The organism is Kosakonia pseudosacchari, assembly GCF_900184035.1.
Taxonomy (GTDB): Bacteria; Pseudomonadota; Gammaproteobacteria; order Enterobacterales; family Enterobacteriaceae; genus Kosakonia; species Kosakonia pseudosacchari.
The window spans coordinates 1-24568 of record NZ_FXWP01000011.1; the positions used below are offsets into that span (position 1 = coordinate 1).

At 53.7% G+C, this 24568-nt stretch carries 24 protein-coding genes and 1 rRNA gene; 16 read left to right on the forward strand and 9 right to left on the reverse strand.

Annotated features, from left to right (window positions below; translation table 11 throughout):
• Positions 1-6: 6 nt before the first annotated feature.
• Positions 7-122: ribosomal RNA gene (rrf, locus tag BN2591_RS08600) — 5S ribosomal RNA — on the forward strand.
• A gap of 442 nt (positions 123-564) precedes the next feature.
• Positions 565-1863 carry an MFS family transporter gene (locus BN2591_RS08605; RefSeq protein ID WP_086870686.1) on the forward strand — a complete coding sequence of 433 codons (1299 nt, stop codon included), beginning with the start codon at positions 565-567 and terminating at the stop codon, positions 1861-1863.
• A gap of 3 nt (positions 1864-1866) precedes the next feature.
• Here the strand turns inward: BN2591_RS08605 and BN2591_RS08610 are convergent, their stop codons facing one another.
• The 5 genes from BN2591_RS08610 to trxC form a co-directional block, all read right to left on the reverse strand.
• On the reverse strand, positions 1867-2187 hold the full coding sequence (locus BN2591_RS08610) for a YfiM family lipoprotein (RefSeq protein WP_086870688.1): 321 nt from the start codon (positions 2185-2187) through the stop codon (positions 1867-1869).
• Positions 2188-2232: 45 nt separating this feature from the next.
• The gene (gene pssA / locus BN2591_RS08615) at positions 2233-3588 is read right to left on the reverse strand and encodes a CDP-diacylglycerol--serine O-phosphatidyltransferase (protein WP_086870690.1); all 1356 of its coding nucleotides are present in this window, start codon (positions 3586-3588) and stop codon (positions 2233-2235) included.
• 119 nt (positions 3589-3707) lie between these two features.
• Positions 3708-6362, reverse strand: coding sequence for a bifunctional acetate--CoA ligase family protein/GNAT family N-acetyltransferase (locus tag BN2591_RS08620; RefSeq protein WP_086870693.1), 2655 nt, complete (start codon positions 6360-6362; stop codon positions 3708-3710).
• Positions 6363-6394: 32 nt separating this feature from the next.
• The gene (locus BN2591_RS08625; RefSeq protein ID WP_086870695.1) at positions 6395-7093 is read right to left on the reverse strand and encodes a tRNA-uridine aminocarboxypropyltransferase; all 699 of its coding nucleotides are present in this window, start codon (positions 7091-7093) and stop codon (positions 6395-6397) included.
• 69 nt (positions 7094-7162) lie between these two features.
• Complete coding sequence (gene trxC / locus BN2591_RS08630) at positions 7163-7582, reverse strand: thioredoxin TrxC (RefSeq protein ID WP_020454759.1); 420 nt, start codon at positions 7580-7582, stop codon at positions 7163-7165.
• A gap of 204 nt (positions 7583-7786) precedes the next feature.
• Here trxC and BN2591_RS08640 point away from each other — a divergent pair, with 204 nt between their 5' ends.
• Positions 7787-8905 carry a tRNA/rRNA methyltransferase gene (locus BN2591_RS08640; RefSeq protein WP_086870697.1) on the forward strand — a complete coding sequence of 373 codons (1119 nt, stop codon included), beginning with the start codon at positions 7787-7789 and terminating at the stop codon, positions 8903-8905.
• 208 nt (positions 8906-9113) lie between these two features.
• On the opposite strand, the gene ung is transcribed toward BN2591_RS08640, so the two are convergent.
• Positions 9114-9803: a uracil-DNA glycosylase gene (gene ung, locus BN2591_RS08645; protein ID WP_086870698.1), complete on the reverse strand. Its 690-nt coding sequence runs from the start codon at positions 9801-9803 to the stop codon at positions 9114-9116.
• A gap of 314 nt (positions 9804-10117) precedes the next feature.
• On the opposite strand from ung, the gene grcA reads away from it, so the two are divergent.
• Positions 10118-10501, forward strand: coding sequence for an autonomous glycyl radical cofactor GrcA (grcA, locus tag BN2591_RS08650; RefSeq protein WP_020454756.1), 384 nt, complete (start codon positions 10118-10120; stop codon positions 10499-10501).
• Between the two features lie 42 nt (positions 10502-10543).
• On the opposite strand, the gene srmB is transcribed toward grcA, so the two are convergent.
• Positions 10544-11878, reverse strand: coding sequence for an ATP-dependent RNA helicase SrmB (srmB, locus tag BN2591_RS08655; protein ID WP_086870700.1), 1335 nt, complete (start codon positions 11876-11878; stop codon positions 10544-10546).
• 129 nt (positions 11879-12007) lie between these two features.
• Between srmB and trmN the strand changes: the two genes are divergently transcribed.
• Positions 12008-12745 carry a tRNA(1)(Val) (adenine(37)-N(6))-methyltransferase TrmN gene (gene trmN, locus BN2591_RS08660; RefSeq protein WP_086870702.1) on the forward strand — a complete coding sequence of 246 codons (738 nt, stop codon included), beginning with the start codon at positions 12008-12010 and terminating at the stop codon, positions 12743-12745.
• On the opposite strand, the gene nadB is transcribed toward trmN, so the two are convergent.
• Positions 12730-14349: an L-aspartate oxidase gene (gene nadB / locus BN2591_RS08665; protein WP_017459044.1), complete on the reverse strand. Its 1620-nt coding sequence runs from the start codon at positions 14347-14349 to the stop codon at positions 12730-12732. The two genes, trmN and nadB, sit on opposite strands and share 16 nt — an antisense overlap.
• A 423-nt stretch (positions 14350-14772) precedes the next feature.
• On the opposite strand from nadB, the gene rpoE reads away from it, so the two are divergent.
• The 11 genes from rpoE to acpS all read left to right on the forward strand — a co-directional run bounded on the left by rpoE (position 14773) and on the right by acpS (position 24218).
• Entirely contained in the window at positions 14773-15348 is a 576-nt protein-coding gene (gene rpoE / locus BN2591_RS08670; protein WP_000003307.1) for an RNA polymerase sigma factor RpoE, read from the forward strand.
• A 31-nt stretch (positions 15349-15379) separates the two neighbouring features.
• Complete coding sequence (gene rseA / locus BN2591_RS08675) at positions 15380-16030, forward strand: anti-sigma-E factor RseA (protein ID WP_086870704.1); 651 nt, start codon at positions 15380-15382, stop codon at positions 16028-16030.
• A complete protein-coding gene (rseB, locus tag BN2591_RS08680; protein ID WP_086870706.1) occupies positions 16030-16983 on the forward strand; it encodes a sigma-E factor regulatory protein RseB in 954 nt (317 codons plus the stop codon). The genes rseA and rseB overlap by 1 nt, the downstream gene beginning before the upstream one ends.
• Positions 16980-17459, forward strand: a complete 480-nt coding sequence (gene rseC / locus BN2591_RS08685; protein WP_086870708.1) for a SoxR-reducing system protein RseC — start codon at positions 16980-16982, stop codon at positions 17457-17459. Before rseB ends, rseC begins: the two co-directional genes overlap by 4 nt.
• A 156-nt stretch (positions 17460-17615) precedes the next feature.
• The gene (lepA, locus tag BN2591_RS08690) at positions 17616-19415 is read left to right on the forward strand and encodes a translation elongation factor 4 (RefSeq protein ID WP_086870710.1); all 1800 of its coding nucleotides are present in this window, start codon (positions 17616-17618) and stop codon (positions 19413-19415) included.
• A 15-nt stretch (positions 19416-19430) separates the two neighbouring features.
• Entirely contained in the window at positions 19431-20405 is a 975-nt protein-coding gene (gene lepB / locus BN2591_RS08695) for a signal peptidase I (RefSeq protein WP_020454748.1), read from the forward strand.
• 210 nt (positions 20406-20615) lie between these two features.
• Positions 20616-21296 carry a ribonuclease III gene (gene rnc, locus BN2591_RS08705; protein ID WP_044489704.1) on the forward strand — a complete coding sequence of 227 codons (681 nt, stop codon included), beginning with the start codon at positions 20616-20618 and terminating at the stop codon, positions 21294-21296.
• A complete protein-coding gene (era, locus tag BN2591_RS08710; RefSeq protein ID WP_086870713.1) occupies positions 21293-22198 on the forward strand; it encodes a GTPase Era in 906 nt (301 codons plus the stop codon). Before rnc ends, era begins: the two co-directional genes overlap by 4 nt.
• A gap of 134 nt (positions 22199-22332) precedes the next feature.
• On the forward strand, positions 22333-23040 hold the full coding sequence (recO, locus tag BN2591_RS08715; protein WP_086870715.1) for a DNA repair protein RecO: 708 nt from the start codon (positions 22333-22335) through the stop codon (positions 23038-23040).
• A 66-nt stretch (positions 23041-23106) separates the two neighbouring features.
• A complete protein-coding gene (pdxJ, locus tag BN2591_RS08720; protein ID WP_017459035.1) occupies positions 23107-23838 on the forward strand; it encodes a pyridoxine 5'-phosphate synthase in 732 nt (243 codons plus the stop codon).
• On the forward strand, positions 23838-24218 hold the full coding sequence (gene acpS / locus BN2591_RS08725) for a holo-ACP synthase (protein ID WP_086870717.1): 381 nt from the start codon (positions 23838-23840) through the stop codon (positions 24216-24218). Before pdxJ ends, acpS begins: the two co-directional genes overlap by 1 nt.
• On the opposite strand, the gene BN2591_RS08730 is transcribed toward acpS, so the two are convergent.
• Positions 24215-24475 (reverse strand): YfhL family 4Fe-4S dicluster ferredoxin, encoded by a 261-nt coding sequence (locus BN2591_RS08730; protein ID WP_086870719.1) that lies wholly within the window; start codon positions 24473-24475, stop codon positions 24215-24217. The genes acpS and BN2591_RS08730 overlap by 4 nt on opposite strands.
• Positions 24476-24568: the final 93 nt, after the last annotated feature.

Sequence of the window (24568 nt, forward strand, 5' to 3'; positions counted from 1 at the left end):
AATTTGCCTGGCGGCACTAGCGCGGTGGTCCCACCTGACCCCATGCCGAACTCAGAAGTGAAACGCCGTAGCGCCGATGGTAGTGTGGGGTCTCCCCATGCGAGAGTAGGGAACTGCCAGGCATCAATTAAGTGAAAAGGCCATCCTGACGGATGGCCTTTTTGCGTTCTTATGCGGCGAAACTCCTGCTTGCGAAACGGGTTGCTGGTATTCAGCAGTCCTCTGCGAGTGACGGAAAAATCAGCCTGCCTGCCGGAACCCGCTCACGCTCAGAAAGCCTCATGCGGAACAGGCAGGGAGTGCCAGAAGCTAACCTACTTGCCTAATCCCGCTCGCAACAAGCATGGCTGCCTGCTCAACAAAAATCCTCATGCGAAAGCACGGACTTTTTTGCTCAAGTCCACATATGCCCCTATTCTGAATTGCTTACCTTGCTAAGTTGAAATGTGATGTAAGTCACTCTTGTTATATAACAAATGTGTAACATTTTGGTTTTTGCGCTGAGTGTATATGGATGTTCACGCGGTTCATATCTTCAAAATCTTTAGCAGGAGTATCAGTAGAATGGCAGAAAGCAGTGTGACAACAGGTGAATCGCTCACCAGTAGCGATACCCGACGCAGGGTATGGGCGATCATTGGTGCTTCATCAGGTAATCTGGTTGAGTGGTTTGATTTCTATGTCTACTCCTTTTGCTCCCTCTATTTCGCGCACATCTTTTTCCCCGCCGGCAACACGACGACTCAGTTATTGCAAACTGCAGGGGTTTTTGCCGCAGGTTTCCTGATGCGACCGATTGGGGGCTGGTTATTTGGCCGTATCGCGGACAGGCGCGGACGTAAAACATCGATGCTTATCTCGGTGTGCATGATGTGCCTGGGATCGCTGGTGATCGCCTGCTTACCCGGTTATGAGTCCATTGGTACCTGGGCACCAGCGCTATTATTGCTGGCTCGACTGTTCCAGGGGCTATCAGTGGGGGGGGAATATGGCACAAGCGCGACTTATATGAGCGAAGTTGCGGTAGAAGGGCGAAAAGGATTTTACGCATCGTTCCAGTATGTCACGCTGATCGGCGGGCAATTGCTGGCTCTGCTGGTTGTTGTGGTATTGCAACAAGTTCTGAGCGACGAGGATTTACGTGCCTGGGGCTGGCGTATTCCGTTTGCGCTCGGTGCCGCACTGGCCATTGTTGCGTTGTGGCTGCGCCGACAACTTGATGAAACCTCGCGCCAGGAAGTAAGAACGCTGAAAGAGGCGGGATCGCTAAAAGGGCTGTGGCGCAACCGCAAGGCTTTCATTATGGTGCTTGGCTTTACGGCTGGCGGCTCGCTGACGTTCTACACCTTTACCACCTATATGCAAAAATATCTGGTAAATACTGCCGGAATGCATGCCAACGTTGCCAGCGTCATTATGACCGTTGCGTTATTTGTCTTTATGCTGATTCAACCTGTAATCGGCGCGTTGTCGGACAAGATCGGCCGCCGTTCCTCAATGTTGCTGTTTGGCGGTCTTGCCACACTTTGCACAGTCCCGATTCTCAGCGCGCTCCACAGTGTCACTTCGCCTTATGCCGCGTTCGCGCTGGTTATGATGGCATTAGTGATAGTCAGTTTCTACACCTCGATCAGTGGGATCCTGAAAGCCGAAATGTTCCCGGCGCAGGTTCGTGCGTTAGGTGTCGGGTTATCTTATGCCGTGGCGAATGCGCTGTTTGGTGGTTCGGCTGAGTATGTTGCGCTGTCGCTGAAATCGGTCGGTTTTGAAAGCAGCTTTTTCTGGTACGTTACCGTGATGGGCGCATTGGCATTTCTGGTTTCTTTGATGCTGCATCGCAAAGGGAAAGGCATCCGCCTTTAGTTTCTATCTTGCCAGTTGCCACACGGCAAAACCTGTTGTGGCACCGGCAACATCCCAGGCGAAATCTTTCCAGCTCCAGCCGCTCCCTGCCGGGCGGCTATCCCATAACTCTTTCGATGCGCCAAGACTGACAGAAAACATCAGGCCATGCAACGCACTACGGTCACGGCTTATGCCCTGATGTTGTGCGTATTCGTTGCCGGCTGCGGAAAGCATGGCCGAACCAATAAAATGTTGTGCTTTATCCTGCCCGCTCCAGCTATCGTTCGCCATATGGCTACAGCCTGTCAGCAGCAGCGTTGTTGCCAGCAAGGTGTATTTCATTACAAGACCTGAAAAAAAGCCCCATCACAGAGACGGGGCTTAATATTAAAGAATGCGGCTAATAAGCTTATCAATGCGGATACGGCGCAGGCGGCGTATCAGTTTACGCACCTTCACCGGATAATCCGCAATGCTCTGCAAATCACGGTAATGATTTACCACTGTGGTGTGCGTGCGAATAAGCTCCAGCTCTTTATCACGCTGTGCGGCCAGCTCATGTTTCGGATCGTGGATAAGCACTGCGTTTTCCAGATCCAGACGCCAGGCGCGTGGGTTCAGGTTGTTCCCGGTGAGCAGGATCCACTCATCGTCAACCCACATCCCTTTCAGATGGTAGCTGTTGTCGTCATCTTTCCACAGGCGAACAACAAGCTGGTCGGTATTCACATAATATTGCAGGCGGCTTAAGAAACGACGCAGGTTGATCTCATACAAATAAGGCAACGCGCCAATAATCTTAAACGGCTCATCTTCAGGAATGAAAAAGTCATTCGCCGTCTTATCGCCAACGATTATTTCGACTTTTTTCCCATCACGCAGCAACTGAATAATATTGCGTACCAGTACCGCTGGCAGGTTGAAATAAGGCGTACAAATCGTCAGCTTGTGCTCTGCACACGGCATCAGATGAAAAATCGTTTTGTTCAGCAGGCTGGATTTTCCCAGACCAACCAGCGGAGTCACAGCCAGTTGCTCGTTATCCGCATCGCCCTGGAAATGGTACGACGCATCGCGCAATTCCTGACGGAACAGCCGGATATCATTTTTGATTTCCGGGCTTTTAGGACGCTGCGTATCATCAAGGCGGTTCACGCCACGACCCTGGATCAGATTCTGCTCAACCCAGCCTTGCATGACATCTGCCATCTGTGGATTGCGGATTAGCTGATAACGGTCATAGCGGTATTTATCGTGCTGATGCAGATAAACATCGTTAAGGCTCGCGCCGCTATACAGCACGCAGTCATCAATAATGAAGCCTTTGAAGTGGAGCACGCCAAGCGCTTCGCGGGTGTTAACCGGCACGCCGTAAACGGGAACGACAACGCCTGGGTTTTCCTGTGCCAGGCGGCAGTACCAGTCCGCATTGGTATTTGACGCTGCTGCGCCAATACGGCCGCGCTGAGCGCGGTGCCAGTCAACAAGGACGCGCACATCCAGCTCCGGGCGTTGGCGTTTTGCTTCATACAGCGCGTTCAGAATTCCTTTCCCGCCATCATCCTGCTCAAGATACAGGGCAATGATATAGATCCGGCGCGTTGCGGTGGCTATCTTCGCAAGCAGCGTCTCCCTGAAATCAGCAGGCGCATAGAAGAACTCTATATCATCAGCTGACTGAGAAATCTTGGGTAATTGGGCAAGGTGTTGTTGATGTTTATTACGCTTAAATTTTGACAACATCACAGTGCGTTTCTTCTCTGTTTATTGAAGGGTCTTCTGTAGCATGCAGACGACATAAGCGGGCAATAATAACACCGAGCCTGCTAAAGTGGTCAACATTTCCAGTACCTTACTCGGGATTACTCTGTCTGTGTCAGATGGAGCGACAAACCGACTATGCCATCTTCCAGTTGGATATCGACATCGAATCCCAGTTTACGCGCCAGCGTTACCATGCCGCGATTGTTGGGCATAGTAATACCATTCAAGCGCTTAAGTCCGTGATCCCGGGTATAACTGATGAGCTTTTCAAGTAAACGTCGTCCGAGCCCGAGCCCTTTCAAATCGGATCGCACCAGCACGGCAAATTCGGCGTCGATATTATCCGGATCGGAAATAGCGCGGGTTACGCCCAAAATCTCTTCGCCCTGATCGGTGCTGCGCACAGCCACAAAGGCCATTTCCCGATCGTAGTCGATCTGCGTCATATTCGCTAAATCATCGTGGGTAAATTCGTTGATCTCGCTAAAGTAGCGATAGTAGAGATCTTCTTTCGTCACCCTTGCGATAAATGCCTGCAACTGAGGTTCGTCTTCGGGAAGAATCGGGCGGAACAAGCACTGCTCGCCATTTCTCATTTCAACGTGTTCTTCCAGATGCTGCGGATAGGGGCGAATCGCAAGACGCGTCTCACTGTTCCCGGCGCTGGGCGCAATAGACATCGTGACATCCAGCGCCGTGAATTCGCTGCCGGAAGCCAGCAAAGGGTGAATGTCGAGCCGTTCGATTTCCGGACAATCGACGATCAAGTTTGAGACCTGAACTAAAAACTGGCTCAGGCCGGGGATATCCAGCGTGCGTAATGCGCTGCGCCCACGGATCTTTTTACTTTTGATCGCCTGAATAACCAGATAGCGTGCCAGGTTCATGTTGAGTGGTGGAAGTGCCACGGCGGCTTGATCCTCCGCCCGCCACTCAACGCCGCCTTCACCTAACATGATCAACGGACCGAAAACCGGATCGTGCTCTACCACTACGCGCAATTCCTGCGCGCCAGCACGGTTCGCCATGCTCTGCACTTGCAAACCATGGATGCGCGCTTGCGGCCAGTTCATTTTGACGCGATCGATAATGGCATCAGCAGCCTGTTGCACCTCTTTTGCGGTACGCAGATAAAGCATTACCCCCTGGACTTCCGATTTGTGCGGGATATCCGGCGAACGCAACTTCAGCGCGACCGGGTAACCAATCTGTTCGGCAATATGCACGGCTTCCGCACTGTCGCTGGCAATCCAGGTCGGCAGCGTTTGCAGTCCCCAGGCGCGCAGGATCGGTTGTACTTCATGGGTATCCAGCGTTGATGCACCATCGGCCAGCGCCTGCTGCAGAAGGTTGTGCGCTGCGGCGGTATCTGCTGTCAGGCTCACGGAGAGCGCTGGCGTTTCACGCAATTGCTTCTGGTTTCGTCGATATTCCACCATATGCATAAACGCCGTAATCGTGCCTTCCGGGGTTCGATAGGTCGGTAATCCGGCTTCACTAAACAGACGCCGCGCTTCCTGAGAGGAAAACTCACCGCACCAGTTGGTCAGCACGGTGACATATTTCCCGCGGGGATGTTTTTTCAGCGCATCAATTAACGCCACCGCGCTTTCACTGCCCGGCGCGGCGGCGCTGGGCGCGTGGATCACCATCAGCGCATCGTAATCCTGGCTATCAAGCAGAATATTCAACGCGGCGATGTAGCGTTCGCTGCTGGCGTCATCGCGCAAGTCCAGCGGGTTGGCGGGATCCACATACTCCGGCAGCACGGCGCGCAACTGTGTTATCGTCTCTTCACTCAGTGTCGCCAGCTTACCGTTGCGTGACCAGAGTTCATCCAGCGCCAGTGCGGCGGGGGCCGCGCCATTACTGATGATCATCAACCGTTCACCGCGCAACGGACGCATATGGCTGAGTGTTTCGACGGCAGAAAAAAGCTCATGCGTATCCTGTACTCGCAATAAACCGGCGCGCTGAATCGCCGCATCCCAGGCCGGATCCAGCCCCGCATGGGAATGCAGCAAACGCTGCGCTTCCGGGCTGCGCCCGCTTTTTATGACCAGAATCGGTTTATTACGCGATGCGCTACGTGCGGCGGAAACAAAGCGACGGGCATCACTTAACTGTTCCAGATAGAGCAGGATAGCGCTGGTTTTACTGTCGCGCGCCAGGAAATCGAGCAGCTCATCGACGTCAATATCGAGGCTATCGCCGAGTGCGATGAAATAAGAAAACCCCATTTCCCGCTGCTGCGCCCAGTCGAGAATGGTATTAGAAACGGCGGCAGACTGGGAAATAAACGCCAGTTTGCCGCGTGTAATCGGCACTGGGGAGAAACTGGCGTTCAACCCTTGCCAGGGGGCAAGCAAGCCTAAGCTGTTCGGGCCAAGCAATCGCATCTGGTAGCGGCCGGCGCAGGCCAGCAAATCGGCATGCTGCTCGGGTGGAGCGGAAAGAATAATGCAGGTTTTACACCCCTTTTGGCCGAGCGCCTCAAGCAGCGTCAAATTACGTTTTGCGTGGGTACACAACACCGCGAGATCCGGCGTGAAAGGCAGGCTGGCGACATCCGGCCACGCCAGAACGCCCTGCACGGCTTTATAGGCGGGCGTTACCGGTAAGACAGGACCTGCGAAACCGCCTGCCAGCAAATTGCGCATCATTAAAAAACCCGCGCGATCCGGCTTCATGGATGCCCCCACCACCGCAATCGATCGGGGACGTAATAACGCTTCCAGCCCTCGTTGGCTCATACCGGCCTCCGCAAAAGAGTGACCCGATGATATTAAACGTTTTCTGCGTCGTTTGCTGTGATGGCAGGCGAATGATGCGGTTTCCCCGCCAGGTAGCGTTCACGAAACAGGGTGAAGTGATCGCCGAGCGCTTGCGCTGCGGTGTTGTCGCCAGCGAGATCCAACAGGGCAATGGCCACTTCCGCCGTGCAGTATTGATCATCTGCATGCGCTTCCCTTAAACGATAGGCAGACACGCGTGAGAGATCGACGGAGATAACCGGTAATGCATCCAGATAGGGGCTTTTGCGAAACATTTTACGCGCTTCGGTCCAGGTGCCATCCAGCATAATAAACAACGGCGGTTTGCCGGCGGCCGGAGCGCTCAACACCTGACGTTCGCTGCCCGCGTAAGAAGCCGGAAAGACAACCATCGGTTGGTACGCTTCGCTGGTACACAAGTCGATCAGCGCTTGTGGTGGCTCAGTTCGCGACCACTGAAAAGCCAGCGTATCAGGCAGGATATCGGCAATCAAACGCCCGGTATTGCTGGGTTTCATTGGCTCGGTGTCAAACATGACCAGGCAAAAGCGGCTGTTGGCGCAAGCCGGTTTTAAGGTATCACACAGACAGTTTTTCAGCGGCAGCAGGCAGCGCTGGCAGCGGCGAATGCGGTTGCCACGCGCCAGAAACGGGCGCGTCGAGCGGGCAAGGCGCTCAGCACGGAGTTGGAGAACAGCGTTATGGGTCATGAAGGTCGCGCAATAAAAACGCCATTGTCGCAGAGCTGAAAACGGGGCACAAGATGCGCCCCGAAGGGATTACAGTGATTCGTTAAGCCAGCTGTCGAACGGCGCTTTTGGCATCGCGCCACTCAGCATGTCCACTACTTCGCCATTTTTAAACAGCATAATGGTCGGAATACTGCGAATGCGGAAACGCGCACTGAGCTCGCGCTCGGCTTCGGTGTTAACTTTTACAAAGCGCACTTTGCCGCTGCGTTCTTCCGCAACATCTTCGAAAATCGGCGCGAAGTTGCGGCACGGGCCGCACCATGGCGCCCAGAAATCAACGACCACGGGCAGGTCATCTTTCAGCAGTTTATCCAGGGTTTCGCCAGTCGCATTGATCACATCTCCATCGAACAACTCATGTCCACAGCGCCCACATTTCGCGCCGTCGTTCATTCTTTCTTCAGGAATGCGGTTCAGCGCCTGACAGCTTGCACATACGGTATTCATAACTAACCTCAGGGAAACGATGGTACAAAGCGGCGTTTCGCCGGTATGTTTCTTCAATGTTACATATTATTGATAAGAAGGTTTTAAACGACAACGCGTTTTATTCAATGAGTACAATAGCCGATAACTTTTGAACGAATTAATGGCTAAGCGCCAGCACATCAGGTAATCTGCGCGCTTCGCGCAGCGCTGGTGGAGAAAAGCATGAACGATGAATTAAAGAATAAAAGCGGCAAGGTCAAAGTGATGTATGTCCGCAGTGATGATGATTCCGATAAACGTGGCTATAACCCGCGCACCGGGAAAGGGCCAGCACGTAGCGGAACGTCTTCGCGCGGTGGCGATGACCGTCGCACCTCCCGCGATGATAAAGGTCGTACTGGTCGTGACGACAGAAGTCGTTCTGCCCGCGATGACCGTGGCCGCCCTGCTCGTGATGACAGAAGCCGCCCGCAGCGAGACAATTTCAGCAACCACAGTGACTCACCGTGGCGTACTGTTTCCCGTGCTCCGGGCGACGAAACGCCGGAAAAACCGGATCATGGTGGTATTAGCGGCAAAAGTTTTATCGATCCGGAAGTGCTGCGCCGCCAGCGCGCGGAAGAGACGCGTGTCTATGGCGAAAATGCCTGTCAGGCACTGTTCAATAGCCGTCCTGAATCGATTGTTCGCGCCTGGTTTGTGCAGAGCGTGACCCCGCGTTTTAAAGAAGCCCTGCGCTGGATGGCCGCGAACCGTAAAGCGTATCACGTGGTTGATGAAGATGAACTGGCGAAAGCCTCCGGCACAGAACACCACGGCGGCGTGTGCTTCCTGATCAAAAAGCGCAATGGTTTGAGCGTCCAGAAATGGGTGGCGAACGCCGCAGAAGAAGATTGCGTGCTGGCGCTGGAAGATGTAGGGAACCCGCACAACCTCGGCGCTATTATGCGCAGTTGCGCGCATTTCGGTGTGAAAGGCGTGGTATTACAGGATGCGGCAGTGGTTGAATCGGGCGCGGCAGTCCGTACCGCAGAAGGCGGCGCGGAACATGTTCAGCCGATCACCGGCGATAGCTTTGTCGATGCGCTGGAAGAGTTCCGTCAGGCGGGTTACGCGCTGGTGACGACGTCCAGCCACAACGGGACGCCGCTGTTTAAAGCCGAGTTGCCGAAAAAAATGGTGCTGGTGCTGGGCCAGGAGCGCGATGGTTTGTCTGATGTTACCCTGTCTCGTTCAGATTTAAGCGTTTCAATTGAAGGCACCGGAAACGTTGAAAGTCTCAACGTTTCTGTCGCAACCGGCGTGTTGCTGGCAGAGTGGTGGCGTCAAAATAAAGCCTGATCGCTACGTCAGGTGCAATAAAAAATGCCAGCGTAATGCTGGCATTTTTGTATTCTACCCGCTGAAAACCACATCCTGTGGGCATGGTCATCAACACCTTTTTGGCTCTGCTTTATTGCCTTTGAATTTCACTCTCACGAGCCTGACAGAGGCGTTCGTACGCTCTTTCAGGGCGCAATCAATGCCGTCTTTTATAAAGGCGGATTTTTTACTGACTCTCGGCCGGTAATGTTGGCATCCAGTCGATTGGCGCTTCGCCCTGTTTTTCCAGCCACTGATTCGCCAGTACAAAATGGTTACAGCCGAAAAATCCACGGTGCGCGGAGAGCGGAGACGGATGCGGTGCTTTCAGAACATGATGGCGTTTTGCGTCGATAATCGCCCCTTTCTTCTGCGCGTGCGAACCCCAAAGCAGAAATACCACGCCTTCGCGATGCTCGTTAATCAGGCTAATCACTTTATCGGTGAAGGTTTCCCAGCCGAGGCTTGCGTGCGAGTGCGCCTGACCGGCGCGCACGGTGAGCACAGTATTAAGTAGTAGCACGCCCTGACGCGCCCAGCTTTCAAGGTAACCGTGTTGAGGGCGGGCAAAACCTGGAATGCTGGCCTCCAGCTCTTTATACATATTCAGCAGAGAAGGGGGAGGCGCAATGCCCGGACGAACGGAAAACGCCAGACCGTGTGCTTGTCCAGGGCCGTGGTAAGGATCCTGGCCGAGGATCACAACTTTGACATCGCCAAGTTCAGTGAAGCGAAAGGCGTTGAACACATCTTTCTGCGGCGGATAGATGGTGATCCCAGACTGGCGCTCAGCCGCCACTGTGCTAAGGGTGTTAATAAAGTACGGCTGCTGTTTTTCTTCTGCCAGCACATCATGCCATGTTAATGAAGTGGTCATCCCGCTCTCCTGCGAAGTTCGTTCCCTGTAGCTTAACTGCTTATTTCCCCGGAACAAAATTCACTGTCGTCTGTGAACGGTAATCCTAAAAATATTTTTAAAATTTACAAAAATTTTAAGTCGGCATAATTGGCGTAACTTGATATAAAACAAGTATATTACCTAATAGCCATTTTCACTGTATGGTTTTTGTTGATTTAAATCAAAGAATGACGCATGCCAGACTGGTATATAAACAATCAGACAACAATGGTTTTACCAATTGGCCGGAATGAGTCCGGCGAATCAAATACTGTGCCTAAGGGAGGCTATGCATGATTACTGGTATCCAGATTACTAAAGCTGCTAATGACAACCTGCTGAACTCATTCTGGCTGCTCGATAACGACAAAGGCGAAGCACGTTGCGTGTGTGCCAAAGCCGGTTATGCAGAAGATGAAGTGGTTGCGGTCAGCAAACTCGGTGACATCGAATACCGTGAAATTCCGATGGAAGTGAAACCGGAAGTACGCGTTGAAGGTGGTCAGCACCTGAACGTTAACGTGCTGCGTCGTGAAACCCTGCTTGATGCCGTTGAACACCCGGAAAAATACCCTCAACTGACAATTCGTGTCTCCGGTTATGCAGTGCGCTTTAACTCTCTGACACCAGAACAGCAGCGCGACGTTATTGCTCGTACCTTTACTGAAAGCCTGTAATTTCAGGCACAGATAAAAACGCCGGGATATCCCGGCGTTTTTTTACTCTTCTGTTTTTTGCGGCGCAGTACTTGCAGCGCTCGGCTTACGTCGTTTACCAATGTTTTTGGTGTCACGATGGCGTTGCTTCACACGCGGCTTCTCTTTTTCTTTCTCTTTTTTCTTCTCTGCCCGTTTCGCCAGCACTTTCTTCGACGGTTTGCCTGTCAGCTTTTCACTGGGCGCGCGCGTTTTCGCACGCAAGTCGTCTATCACGCGCGGCTTCAGCGGCTCTTCAACATAACGACCGATTTTACCCAGCAGCAGATGATCGTGCGCTTCGACCAGCGAAATCGCAGTGCCTTTACGACCTGCACGACCCGTACGACCGATGCGGTGCAGGTAGGTATCGCCGCTGCGCGGCAGATCGAAGTTAAAGACGTGGCTGACATCATCGATATCAATGCCGCGAGCAGCGACATCGGTAGCGACCAGTACATTCACACGACCTTCCGTCAGGCGTTTGATCGCTTCGTTACGCTTCGCTTGCACCATCTCACCTTCGAGATAGCAGTTGTTAATGCCCGCTTCACGCAGCCAGTTTGCCAGCTCATGCACACGCTCGCGTTTGCGCACAAACACAATAGAGCGGCTCACTTCAGGTTGCTTGAGCAGATGCACCAGCAGCGCGGTTTTATGTGCGACGTCATCGGCACGGTAGTACCACTGGTGAATTTTCTTGCGCTCGCGCGTTGATGGCGTGGCGGAAACTTCGACAGGATCTTCCAGCAGGCGCTCGGCAAAGCTTTTAATGGCGTCGCCTTCCAGCGTCGCGGAGAACAGCATGGTCTGCTTGCGCCAGCGGGTTTCACCGGCAATGTGCTCAATATCTTGCGCGAAGCCCATGTCCAGCATGCGGTCTGCTTCGTCAAGGATCAGCGTCTCTACCGCGCGGCAGTCGAAGTTCTCTTCTTTAATATATTGCAGCAGGCGGCCAGTGGTCGCGACCACGATATCCTGGTTTTCGCTGAACACTTCCGCGTGGTTCATATACGCTACACCGCCGGTAATGGTGGCGATATCCAGATGCGTGTTAGCGGCCAGCTCACGCGCGTGATCGGCAACCTGCATCGCCAGTTCGCGGGTCGGCGTCAGGATCAGGATGCGCGGTGGGCCGGATTTTTTACGTGGGAAGTCCAGAAGGTGCTGCAACGCAGGCAGCAGATATGCCGCTGTTTTACCGGTGCCGGTAGGGGCGGAACCGAGGACATCACGCCCTTCAAGCGCAGGCGGAATGGCGGCGGCCTGGATGGCGGTCGGGCGTGTAAAGCCTTTACTCTGGAGCGCGTCCAGCAGGCTGTCGTCAAGTTCGAGTTCGGAAAAAGTCGTTACAGTCATGATCTACCTCTGTGTGGGGCGCCGATTATAGACGTTACGGCTGCAATCTTCATCTGTTGTCTGCTTATTGCTTTTCCAGCGCTTTGCTTTCCCCTATGCTACACCGGTTTCCGAACCGAGGTTGTAAAGATGTCCCAGTCAAAGGCTCAGCTGCGCCGTGACGGCTTCACGTTTAAAGAATTCTTTGTTGCTCACGATCGCTGCGCCATGAAAGTGGGTACCGACGGGGTGATGTTAGGCGCGTGGGCGCCGGTTTCCAAAGCGCGGCATGTGCTGGACATTGGTACCGGCAGCGGGCTGCTGGCGCTGATGCTGGCGCAACGCACTTCTGCGGAGGCGACGATTGATGCCGTCGAACTGGATGTGCATGCTGCCGGGCAGGCACTGGAAAATGTTCAGGCCTCGCCGTGGGCTGCACGCATTACCGTGCATCAGGCGGATATCTGCCAGTGGGCCACGGAAAATACCGCCCGTTACGATCTGATTGTCAGCAACCCGCCCTATTTTGACGAAGGGGTGCAGTGTGCCACGCCTGAGCGCGAAAAAGCGCGCTATACCACAACGCTTGATCATGAATCCTTGCTGGAAATTGGCGCAACGCTGATTACGGAAGAGGGTTTTTTCTGCGTCGTTCTGCCGATTGAAATCAGCGAAGCCTTTGTCAGCAAAGCGCAAACGCTGGGCTGGCATCTGCGTTTGCGTACGGATGTGACTGAAACAGAAAGCCGCTTGCCGCATCGGGTCCTGCTGGCTTTCTCACCGCGAGACGGCGAACTGTTTGCCGATCGTCTGGTGATCCGTGGGCCAGATCAGCGTTACTCAGAGAGCTACACCGCGCTGACCCAGGCGTTTTATCTGTTTATGTAGTTTTGTGGCGAGAGCACCGTCGGGCCGGATTCCGGCAGTAAATCGGGGTAATCCAGCGTGAAATGCAACCCACGGCTCTCTTTGCGCGCCATCGCACAGCGGACAATTAACTCCGCGACTTGCACCAGGTTGCGCAGCTCCAGCAGGTTATTCGAGACGCGGAAGTTCGCATAGTACTCATCGATTTCCTGCTGTAGCAGTGTTATACGGCGCAGTGCGCGCTCAAGGCGTTTAGTGGTGCGCACAATGCCGACGTAATCCCACATAAACAGCCGTAATTCGTGCCAGTTGTGTTGCAGAATCACCCGTTCATCGGCATCGTCCACGCGGCTTTCATCCCAAGCTGGCAGCGTCGTGACCGCATGGGCATGCGGTATACGGTGGGCGATATCTTCCGCCGCCGACCAGCCATAGACCAGGCACTCCAGCAGCGAATTCGACGCCATGCGGTTCGCGCCGTGCAAACCGCTATAACTCACTTCTCCAATTGCATACAGCCCGTCGACATCGGTACGCCCGCGATCGTCAATCATCACGCCGCCGCAGGTGTAATGTGCCGCGGGTACAATCGGAACGGGCTCTTTGGTTAAATCGATGCCAAGCCCGAGCAACTTTTCATAAATCATCGGGAAATGGTGACGAATAAATTCAGCCGGTTTATGGCTAATGTCGAGATACATGCAATCGACGCCGAGACGTTTCATTTCATGATCGATCGCGCGGGCGACCACATCGCGTGGCGCTAATTCACCTCGCGCGTCAAAATCTGGCATGAAACGTGTGCCGTCCGGGCGTTTCAGATGGGCGCCTTCACCGCGTAATGCTTCCGTGAGCAGGAAATTGCGTGCTTGCGGGTGGAACAGTGCAGTAGGGTGAAATTGATTAAACTCCAGATTCGCCACCCGGCAGCCCGCACGCCAGGCCATTGCAATGCCGTCACCAGAAGCGATATCCGGATTGGTGGTGTACTGATAGACCTTCGAGGCGCCGCCGGTTGCCAGCACCACGGCTTTTGCCTGACAGGTTTCCACCTGTTCTTTATTACGGTTCCACACCCACGCGCCCACTACGCGGCGCGTTCCGGCCAGGCCAATTTTGTCGGAGATAATCAGATCCACCGCATTGCAGCGCTCAAGCACGCGAATGTTCGGATGGTTAATCGCCTGGGAGACCAGCGTGTTTTCGACCTCTTTGCCCGTCGCGTCGGCGCTATGCAGGATGCGGCGGTGGCTATGCCCGCCTTCACGCGTGAGGTGGTAACTGGCTTCGCCGTTTGCAGCGACTTCGGTATCAAACAACACGCCTTGATCAATCAGCCACTGGACACACTGGCGCGCGTTGCTGGCGACAAACTCCGCTGCGTGGCGCTCAACAATTCCGGCGCCGGCAATGAGCGTATCTTCCACATGCGATTCGATGCTGTCGGTTTCATCAAATACCGCAGCGATACCGCCCTGAGCATAAAATGTCGAACCTTCGCTAATGGGCCCTTTGCTTAAAACTATGACCCTATGTTTGTCTGCAAGCTGCAAAGCCACCGAAAGACCGGCCGCGCCGCTGCCGATGACCAGTACATCACAGGAGAGTTCAGGAGTCGTTTTCATGGTTTGTTTAATTTACTAAACAGTGTTTGCGCAGCATAGCACCGTAAGAGGAAGATGATCACTGTTTTTTGCGTTTTTTGTACTAATGGCTAAACATGATGACCGGGTCGGAAATATCCATCCAGGAAAAAGATATTAAGAAGCAGTTTGTTAGCTAAGGTGTATTAGAGGTGAAAAAAAAGCGGTATTGCGTTACTCTCTGGCGATCTTAAGGTCTTTTCTTTGAGAAAATACATTGTTCAAAGTTTGCAGACTTATAATGAGTCAGAATGAAAAGTCTGTAGAACGATGCACAAAAACAAAGGCGTAACGGAACTTTATTACAGACCGGTCCTCTAATTGGCTGCTTGCTCATGTTGTGCAGTATTGGAGTGGCGTTTCTGGATACGCGTGGAAATTGGTTTTGGGGAGACTTTACCTCGGATGAGCGAGCAGTTAACGGATCAGGTCCTGGTCGAAAGGGTCCAGAAAGGAGATCAGAAAGCGTTCAACTTACTGGTGGTGCGCTACCAGCATAAAGTGGCGAGTCTGGTTTCCCGTTATGTCCCTTCGGGCGATGTGCCTGATGTCGTACAAGAGTCATTTATAAAAGCCTATCGCGCGCTTGATTCATTCAGGGGGGATAGTGCTTTTTATACCTGGCTGTACCGAATTGCGGTTAATACAGCGAAAAATTACCTGGTTGCCCAAGGGCGCAGGCCGCCATCCAGTGATGTGGACGCAATTGAAGCAGAAAACTTCGAAAGTGGCGGTGCACTGAAAGAAATTTCGAACCCTGAGAACTTAATGTTGTCAGAAGAACTGCGACAAATAGTTTTCCGTACCATTGAGTCGCTCCCGGAAGATTTACGCATGGCAATTACGTTGCGGGAGCTGGATGGCCTGAGTTATGAAGAGATTGCGGCCATAATGGATTGTCCGGTAGGTACTGTTCGTTCTCGTATCTTCCGTGCGCGGGAAGCTATTGATAATAAAGTTCAACCGCTTATCAGGCGTTGACGATAGCGGGATACTGAAAAAGGTATTAGGCATGCAGAAAGAACAACTTTCCGCTTTAATGGATGGTGAAATGCTGGATAGTGAGCTGCTCGTTGAGTTGTCTCAGGATCCGGAAATGCAGAGAACCTGGGAGAGCTACCATCTCATCCGCGATTCCATGCGTGGTGATACCGCCGATCTCCTCCATTTCGATATCTCAGCCCGAGTCATGGCCGCGATTGAGAATGACGCTGTTCAGGCACCGGCGCCGTTGATTCCTGAAGCTCAGCCCGCTCCTCACCAATGGCAGAAAATGCCGTTCTGGCACAAAGTGCGTCCATGGGCCAGCCAGCTTACCCAGATGGGCGTTGCGGCATGCGTATCGCTTGCTGTAATTGTTGGCGTCCAGCACTATAATGGCTCGGCTGAATCAACCCAACAGCCCGAAGCGCCAGTGTTTAACACGCTGCCGATGATGGGTAAAGCCAGTCCGGTGAGTTTGGGTGTTCCGTCTGATGCGACGGCAAATGCCGGTCAGCAACAGCAGGTGCAGGAACAACGTCGTCGCATTAATGCGATGCTGCAGGATTACGAACTGCAACGCCGTCTGCACTCCGAACAGCTTCAGTTTGAGCAGGCGCAAACACAGCAAGCTGCTGTTCAGGTGCCAGGAAATCAAACTTTAGGAACGCAATCGCAGTAATGAAGCAACTTTGGTGTGCCATGTCTTTTGTGGCAACTGGCTTGTTCTTCTCTGTCAACGCCTCGGCTGATGTTTCGTCCGGGGCGTTGCTGCAGCAAATGAACGTAGCGAGCCAGTCGCTCAACTATGAACTCTCTTTTGTCAGCATCAATAAGCAGGGTGTCGAATCGTTACGTTACCGCCATGTGCGTCTTAACGATCAGCCGCTTGCGCAGTTGTTGCAAATGGACGGCCCCCGCCGCGAAGTGGTGCAGCGCGGCAATGAGATCAGCTACTTCGAACCGGGTCTTGAACCTTTCACGCTTAACGGCAATTTCATCGTCGATTCACTGCCGTCGCTGGTGTATACCGACTTCAAACGTCTTTCTCCTTATTACGATTTCATCTCCGTGGGACGCACGCGCATTGCCGACCGGCTGTGCGAAGTGATCCGCGTTGTGGCGCGTGATGGCACCCGTTATAGCTATATAGTGTGGATGGATGAAGAAACCCGCCTGCCGATGCGCGTTGATCTGCTTGATCGTGATGGTGAAACCCTTGAACAGTTCCGCGTTATTGCGGTGACCGTCAACGGTCAGGTGACCAACAGCATGCAAACACTGGCGAAAGCCAGTTTGCCGCCGCTGCTTTCACTTCCGGCTGGCGATAAAGTTGCATTTAACTGGGAACCCGCCTGGTTGCCGCAGGGCTTTAGCGAAGTCTCCAGCAGCCGTCGCCAACTGCCGACCATGGATATGCCCGTTGAATCCCGCCTTTATTCCGACGGCTTGTTCAGCTTCTCCGTTAACGTTAACCGTGCTAATCAGAACAGCGCCGATCAGATGCTGCGCACCGGTCGGCGTACCGTGAGCACAACGGTTCGTGATAACGCCGAAATCACAGTCGTCGGTGAATTGCCGCCGCAAACCGCAAAACGTATTGCGGACAGTCTCAAATTTAGGGCCGCACAATGATAAAAGAGTGGGCGACCGTCGTCTCCTGGCAAAATGGTAGCGCGCTGGTCGAATGTGATGTCAAAGCTTCCTGTAGCAGTTGCGCTTCGCGTGCCGGTTGCGGCAGCCGCGTGCTGAATAAACTCGGTCCGCAAACTACGCACACCATTGCCGTGCCCAGTGCCGAGCCGTTAGTTGCCGGGCAGAAGGTGGAATTAGGCATCGCCGAGAGCAGCCTGCTGGGCTCAGCGGTACTGGTCTATATGTCGCCGCTGGTTGGTCTGTTTGTTATGGGCGCGATTTTCCAGACATTGTTTGGTCAGGATCTGGCCGCACTTTGCGGGGCAGTACTTGGCGGCGTCGGTGGTTTTTTACTGGCACGCGGTTTGTCGCCGAAGCTTGCTACCCGCAGCGAATGGCAGCCGGTTATTCTCAGCGTAGGCCTGCCTCCGGATCTTATCCGCGTTGATAACGCATCCGCCGAAAGCCAGCCGTAATATCCTCGTTAAGTCTTACAATTTCAGCGATACTTTTCTGCCTGGTATCAGCATTTCCCCGCATTGTGGTTGTAGTGTAGAATGCGGCGTTTCAGTACATTGACGTCAGGCGCGAACAGGCCTCTTAGTTACTCGTAAGGCATAAAAACTCACTATATGAAGAATATTCGTAACTTTTCGATCATCGCTCACATCGACCACGGTAAGTCGACGCTGTCTGACCGTATCATCCAGATTTGCGGTGGTCTTTCCGATCGCGAAATGGAAGCCCAGGTTCTTGATTCCATGGATCTTGAACGTGAGCGCGGCATTACCATTAAAGCGCAAAGTGTCACGCTGGATTACAAAGCCAACAATGGCGAAACCTACCAGCTGAACTTTATCGATACCCCCGGTCACGTTGACTTCTCCTACGAGGTTTCCCGTTCGCTCGCTGCCTGCGAAGGTGCGCTGCTGGTGGTGGATGCAGGTCAGGGCGTGGAAGCGCAGACACTGGCGAACTGCTATACCGCCATCGAGATGGATCTGGAAGTCGTACCGGTACTGAATAAAATCGACCTGCCAGCCGCCGATCCTGAGCGTGTTGCAGAAGAAATTGAAGACATTGTTGGCATCGACGCCACCGATGCGGTGCGCTGCTCGGCGAAAACCGGCGTGGGCGTGCCCGACGTGCTGGAACGCCTGGTGCGCGACATTCCGCCGCCGGAAGGCGACCCGGATGCGCCGTTGCAGGCGCTTATTATTGACTCCTGGTTCGATAATTACCTTGGCGTGGTTTCTCTGGTGCGTATCAAAAATGGCACCATGCGCAAAGGCGACAAAATTAAGGTGATGAGCACCGGGCAGGTTTATAACGCCGACCGCCTTGGGATTTTCACACCGAAACAGGTTGATCGCACCGAACTGAAGTGTGGCGAAGTAGGCTGGCTGGTTTGTGCAATTAAAGACATTCTCGGCGCGCCAGTGGGCGATACCCTGACTTCTTCCCGCAACCCGGCAGATAAAGCGCTGCCTGGCTTTAAGAAGGTGAAACCGCAGGTTTACGCCGGTCTGTTCCCGGTCAGCTCTGACGATTACGAAAACTTCCGCGATGCGCTCGGCAAACTGAGCCTCAACGACGCCTCGTTGTTCTACGAACCGGAAAGTTCCACCGCGCTGGGCTTTGGTTTCCGCTGCGGCTTCCTCGGTCTGCTGCACATGGAGATCATCCAGGAGCGTCTTGAGCGTGAATACGATCTGGATCTGATTACTACCGCGCCGACCGTAGTATACGAAGTGCAGACCACCAATAAAGAAGTGGTTTATGTCGACAGCCCGTCTAAGCTACCGCCGCTGAACAACATTGATGAGCTGCGCGAGCCTATCGCCGAGTGTCACATGCTGCTACCGCAGGAGTATCTTGGCAACGTTATCACGCTGTGCGTAGAGAAACGTGGCGTGCAGACCAACATGGTTTACCACGGTAACCAGGTTGCGCTGACTTATGAAATCCCGATGGCGGAAGTGGTGCTGGACTTCTTCGATCGCCTGAAGTCAACGTCGCGCGGTTATGCGTCGCTCGATTACAACTTCAAACGTTTCCAGGCCTCTAACATGGTGCGTGTGGACGTGCTGATCAACGGTGAGCGTGTGGATGCGCTGGCGCTGATCACCCATAACGATAACGCACCGTACCGTGGTCGTGAACTGGTTGAGAAAATGAAAGAACTGATCCCGCGTCAGCAGTTTGATATCGCGATTCAGGCGGCGATCGGTAACCACATTATTGCCCGCTCGACAGTGAAACAGCTGCGTAAAAACGTGCTGGCGAAATGCTACGGCGGTGACGTCAGCCGTAAGAAAAAACTGCTGCAGAAACAGAAAGAAGGTAAGAAACGCATGAAGCAGGTCGGCAACGTCGAACTGCCGCAGGAAGCGTTCCTTGCCATTCTGCATGTGGGCAAAGATAGCAAATAATCGTAAGGAGTTGGCATGGCGAACATGTTTGCCCTGATCCTGGTGATCGCGACACTGGTGACGGGTTTTTTATGGTGCCTGGATAAGTTTATTTTTGCACCAAAACGCCGGGAACGTCAGGCCGCTGCGCAGGTTGCGACAGGCGATGCGCTCGATGCAAAAACGCTGAAAAAGATCGGTCCGAAGCCAGGCTGGCTGGAGACAGGAGCTTCCGTATTCCCGGTACTGGCTATTGTGCTGGTGGTGCGTTCGTTTATTTACGAACCGTTTCAGATCCCGTCTGGTTCAATGATGCCAACGCTGCTTATCGGTGATTTCATTCTGGTGGAAAAGTTCGCCTATGGAATTAAAGATCCGATCTACCAGAAAACGCTGATTGAAACCGGTCACCCGAAACGCGGTGACATAGCGGTATTTAAATACCCGGACGATCCGCGTCTGGATTACATCAAGCGTGTGGTTGGTGTGCCGGGCGATAAAGTGACTTACGATCCGGTGACCAAACAAGTGACCGTGCAGCCGAACTGTAGTTCTGGTCAGGCTTGCGGCAGCGCTCTGCCTATCACTTACAGCAACGTTGAAGAGAGTGACTTTGTGCAGACCTTCGGGCGTCGCTCCGGTGGCGAGGCAAGCAGCGGTTTCTTCCAGTTACCGAAAGGCCAGTCCCTGCCGGATGGTGTACGTTTAACCGAGCGTAAAGAGACGCTGGGAGATGTGACGCACCGCATTCTGACCGTGCCTATCGCGCAGGATCAACTGGGGATCTACTATCGTCAGCAGAGCCAGCCGCTGGCCACCTGGATTGTGCCGCCGGGCCATTACTTTATGATGGGCGACAACCGCGATAACAGTGCAGACAGCCGTTACTGGGGCTTTGTGCCGGAAGCGAACCTGGTTGGCCGCGCCACAGCAATCTGGATGAGTTTCGAAAAACAAGAAGGTGAATGGCCGACAGGCGTGCGCCTGAATCGTATCGGCGGAATTCATTAATTAGCCAGGGCGCAATCACCGCGATTGCGCCCTTAATTATTTCCAATATTATTCCCACCAGACTAACGACAACCCCGGTCGTTGCGTATAGAATATTCCCCCGAAGTTTAAGGCTGGTTCCCCCGGGCGCCACAGCACACGAAACCGCGTTGGTTTTCTCAGGTCGGTTTCGTGTGCTGCATTGTTGACGCATTTATTTATTGGTATCGCATGAACCCCATCGTAATTAATCGGCTTCAACGGAAGCTGGGCTACACTTTTCAACATCAGGATCTGTTGCAGCAGGCATTAACCCACCGCAGCGCCAGTAGCAAACATAATGAACGTCTCGAATTTCTCGGTGACTCTATTTTAAGTTATGTGATTGCTAACGCGCTCTATCATCGTTTCCCGCGTGTGGACGAAGGTGATATGAGCCGCATGCGCGCGACGCTGGTGCGTGGAAATACGCTGGCGGAGATTGCCCGCGAATTCGAGCTGGGTGAATGTCTGCGTTTAGGGCCGGGCGAACTGAAAAGCGGCGGTTTTCGCCGTGAATCCATTCTGGCAGACACCGTTGAGGCATTAATTGGCGGGGTGTTTCTAGATAGCGATATTCAGACCGTCGAACAATTAATTCTGAGCTGGTATCAAACGCGCCTTGACGAAATTAGCCCGGGCGATAAACAAAAAGATCCAAAAACGCGCCTGCAGGAGTTTTTGCAGGGTCGCCATCTGCCGCTACCGTCTTATCTGGTGGTGCAGGTGCGCGGCGAAGCGCACGATCAGGAATTTACTATCCACTGCCAGGTCAGCGGCCTGAGTGAACCGGTGGTTGGCACGGGTTCCAGCCGTCGCAAGGCGGAGCAGGCTGCCGCCGAACAGGCGCTGAAAAAACTGGAGCTGGAATGAGCGAAGAAAAAACCTATTGCGGATTTATTGCCATCGTTGGACGTCCCAACGTTGGCAAATCCACCTTGTTGAATAATCTGCTTGGGCAGAAGATTTCCATCACCTCTCGTAAGGCGCAGACCACGCGCCACCGTATCGTTGGTATCCATACTGAGGGCGCGTATCAGGCGATTTACGTCGATACCCCAGGCCTGCATATGGAAGAGAAACGCGCTATCAACCGTCTGATGAACAAAGCTGCCAGTAGCTCCATCGGTGACGTTGAACTGGTTATTTTCGTTGTCGAAGGTACGCGCTGGACGCCGGACGACGAGATGGTGCTGAACAAGCTGCGTGATGGCAAAACACCGGTGATCCTCGCGGTCAACAAAGTGGACAACGTGCAGGAGAAAGCCGATCTGTTGCCGCACCTCCAGTGGCTGGGCAGCCAGATGAACTTCCTTGATATCGTTCCGCTGTCTGCAGAAACCGGTCTGAATGTTGATACCATCGCCGGCATCGTGCGTAAGCATCTGCCGGAAGCGGTGCATCACTTCCCGGAAGATTACGTGACCGATCGCTCACAGCGCTTTATGGCCTCGGAAATCATCCGCGAAAAACTGATGCGTTTTCTCGGTGCGGAACTGCCGTACTCGGTCACCGTGGAGATCGAACAGTTCGTGACCAACGAACGCGGTGGTTATGACATCAACGGGTTGATCCTTGTTGAGCGCGAAGGGCAGAAGAAAATGGTGATTGGCAACAAAGGTTCCAAAATCAAAACCATCGGTATTGAAGCCCGTAAAGATATGGAAGAGATGTTCGAAGCCAAAGTTCACCTGGAACTGTGGGTGAAAGTGAAATCCGGCTGGGCCGACGACGAACGCGCGCTGCGTAGTCTCGGTTACGTAGACGATCTCTAAGAGCCTGCTCTCTATGGCTCTCAGGTTGCAGGCAGACGGTCAGGCCGTGAGTATTCAGGCGCTTGCCCGAATAAACGCTCTGGATGAGCAGATGAAGCCAGCGCTCCTGCGGCTTGAAAGACGACGAGAATAATATGGAAGGCTGGCAGCGCGCTTTTGTTCTGCATAGTCGCCCATGGAGCGAAACCAGCCTGATGCTGGACGTCTTCACGGAAGAGTCTGGCCGTGTGCGCCTTGTTGCCAAAGGCGCACGTTCCAAACGTTCTAATCTGAAGGGCGCATTACAGCCTTTTACTCCTCTGCTGGTGCGCTTTGGCGGGCGTGGCGAAGTCAAAACGCTGCGTAGCGCGGAAGCGGTATCGCTGGCACTGCCGCTCAGCGGCATCACGCTCTACAGCGGTCTCTACGTTAACGAACTTATCTCCCGCGTGCTTGAACACGAGACGCGCTTTTCTGAACTGTTTTTTGATTATCTGCACTGTATCCAGGCTCTGGCGGGCGTCACCAGCACGCCGGAACCGGTGTTGCGTCGTTTTGAGCTGGCGCTGCTCGGTCATCTGGGTTATGGCGTTGATTTTCTCCACTGCGCCGGCAGTGGTGAGCCGGTCGATGATGTAATGACTTATCGTTACCGGGAAGAGAAGGGCTTTATTGCCAGCGTGGTGATAGATAACAGCACTTTTACCGGGCGGCATTTACGCGCCCTGGCGGAGCGGGAGTTCCCGGATGCCGACACGCTACGCGCCGCAAAGCGCTTTACCCGTATCGCGTTAAAGCCGTATCTTGGAGGCAAACCGCTGAAAAGCCGGGAGCTGTTCCGGCAGTTCGTGCCAAAAAAATAGCGGAATAACAACCGGGCTGGCGTGGCGAAGCGCGCGTCGGTACCTTTGAGAACATTGAGGATTGTCATGGCTGAATTACTGTTGGGCGTCAACATCGATCACATTGCCACACTGCGTAACGCGCGCGGGACGGCCTATCCGGATCCGGTTCAGGCGGCGTTTATCGCCGAGCAAGCGGGAGCCGACGGGATTACCGTGCATTTGCGCGAAGATCGTCGCCATATCACCGACCGCGACGTGCGCATTTTGCGCCAGACATTGCATACCCGAATGAATCTTGAAATGGCGGTGACCGAAGAGATGCTGGCGATTGCCTGCGAAACCAAACCGCATTTTTGCTGCCTGGTGCCGGAAAAACGCCAGGAAGTGACCACCGAAGGTGGGCTGGATGTTGCCGGGCAGCGCGAGAAAATGCGCGATGCCTGTCAGCGCCTGGCGCAGGCGGGTATCCTGGTGTCGTTGTTTATTGATGCCGATGCTGAGCAGATCAAGGCCGCGGCGGAAGTTGGCGCACCGTACATTGAAATTCACACGGGTTGCTACGCGGATGCGAAAAGCGATGCCGATCAGGCAAAAGAGCTCGAACGCATTGCTAAAGCGGCGACCTACGCTGCAAGCCTCGGCCTGAAAGTTAACGCCGGACACGGCCTGACCTATCACAACGTCAAAGCCATTGCCGCGCTGCCGGAAATGCATGAGCTGAACATCGGCCACGCCATTATTGGCCGCGCGGTGATGAGCGGTCTGAAAGAGGCGGTAGCCGAGATGAAACGGTTGATGCTGGAAGCGCGTGCGTAATGGCGATTCTGGGATTAGGTACGGATATCGTCGAGATAGCCCGCATCGAAGCGGTGGTCGCCCGTAGCGGCGATCGCCTGGCTAAACGGGTGCTGAGCGACAATGAGTGGGCGCTGTATCAGGCGCATCAGCAGCCGGTTCGCTTCCTCGCGAAACGCTTTGCGGTCAAAGAGGCGGCGGCAAAAGCCTTAGGCACGGGGATCCGTAACGGGCTCGCGTTTAATCAGTTCGAAGTGTTTAACGACGCGCTGGGCAAACCGAGCCTGCGTCTTTGGGATGAAGCACTGCGGATGGCGGAACAGATGGGCGTGCGCACAATGCACGTGACGCTGGCGGATGAACGCCATTACGCCTGCGCGACGGTGATTATCGAGAGCTAAATCTTATCTGCGTGGTGCATCAGGACAAACTTGTCCCATAGCTGTTCTTCAGTTTCCACATGCGCCGGATCTTTGAGGATGGTATTAGGTATCGGGCACACTTTCTGGCAGGTCGGCGTTTCGTAGTGTCCAACGCACTCGGTACACCGATCGCTATTGATCTCATAAATGCTGTCGCCCATCGAAATAGCGTCGTTCGGACATTCCGGTTCGCACATGTCGCAATTGATGCAGCGTTTTGTAATTAGTAAAGCCATTTCAAAGAATTACCGTCAAATCTGGATGCTATCTGGAAACTACTGGATGTTAACCGGCGCACTTTACCACAGAAACCGGATAGCCCCAATCAC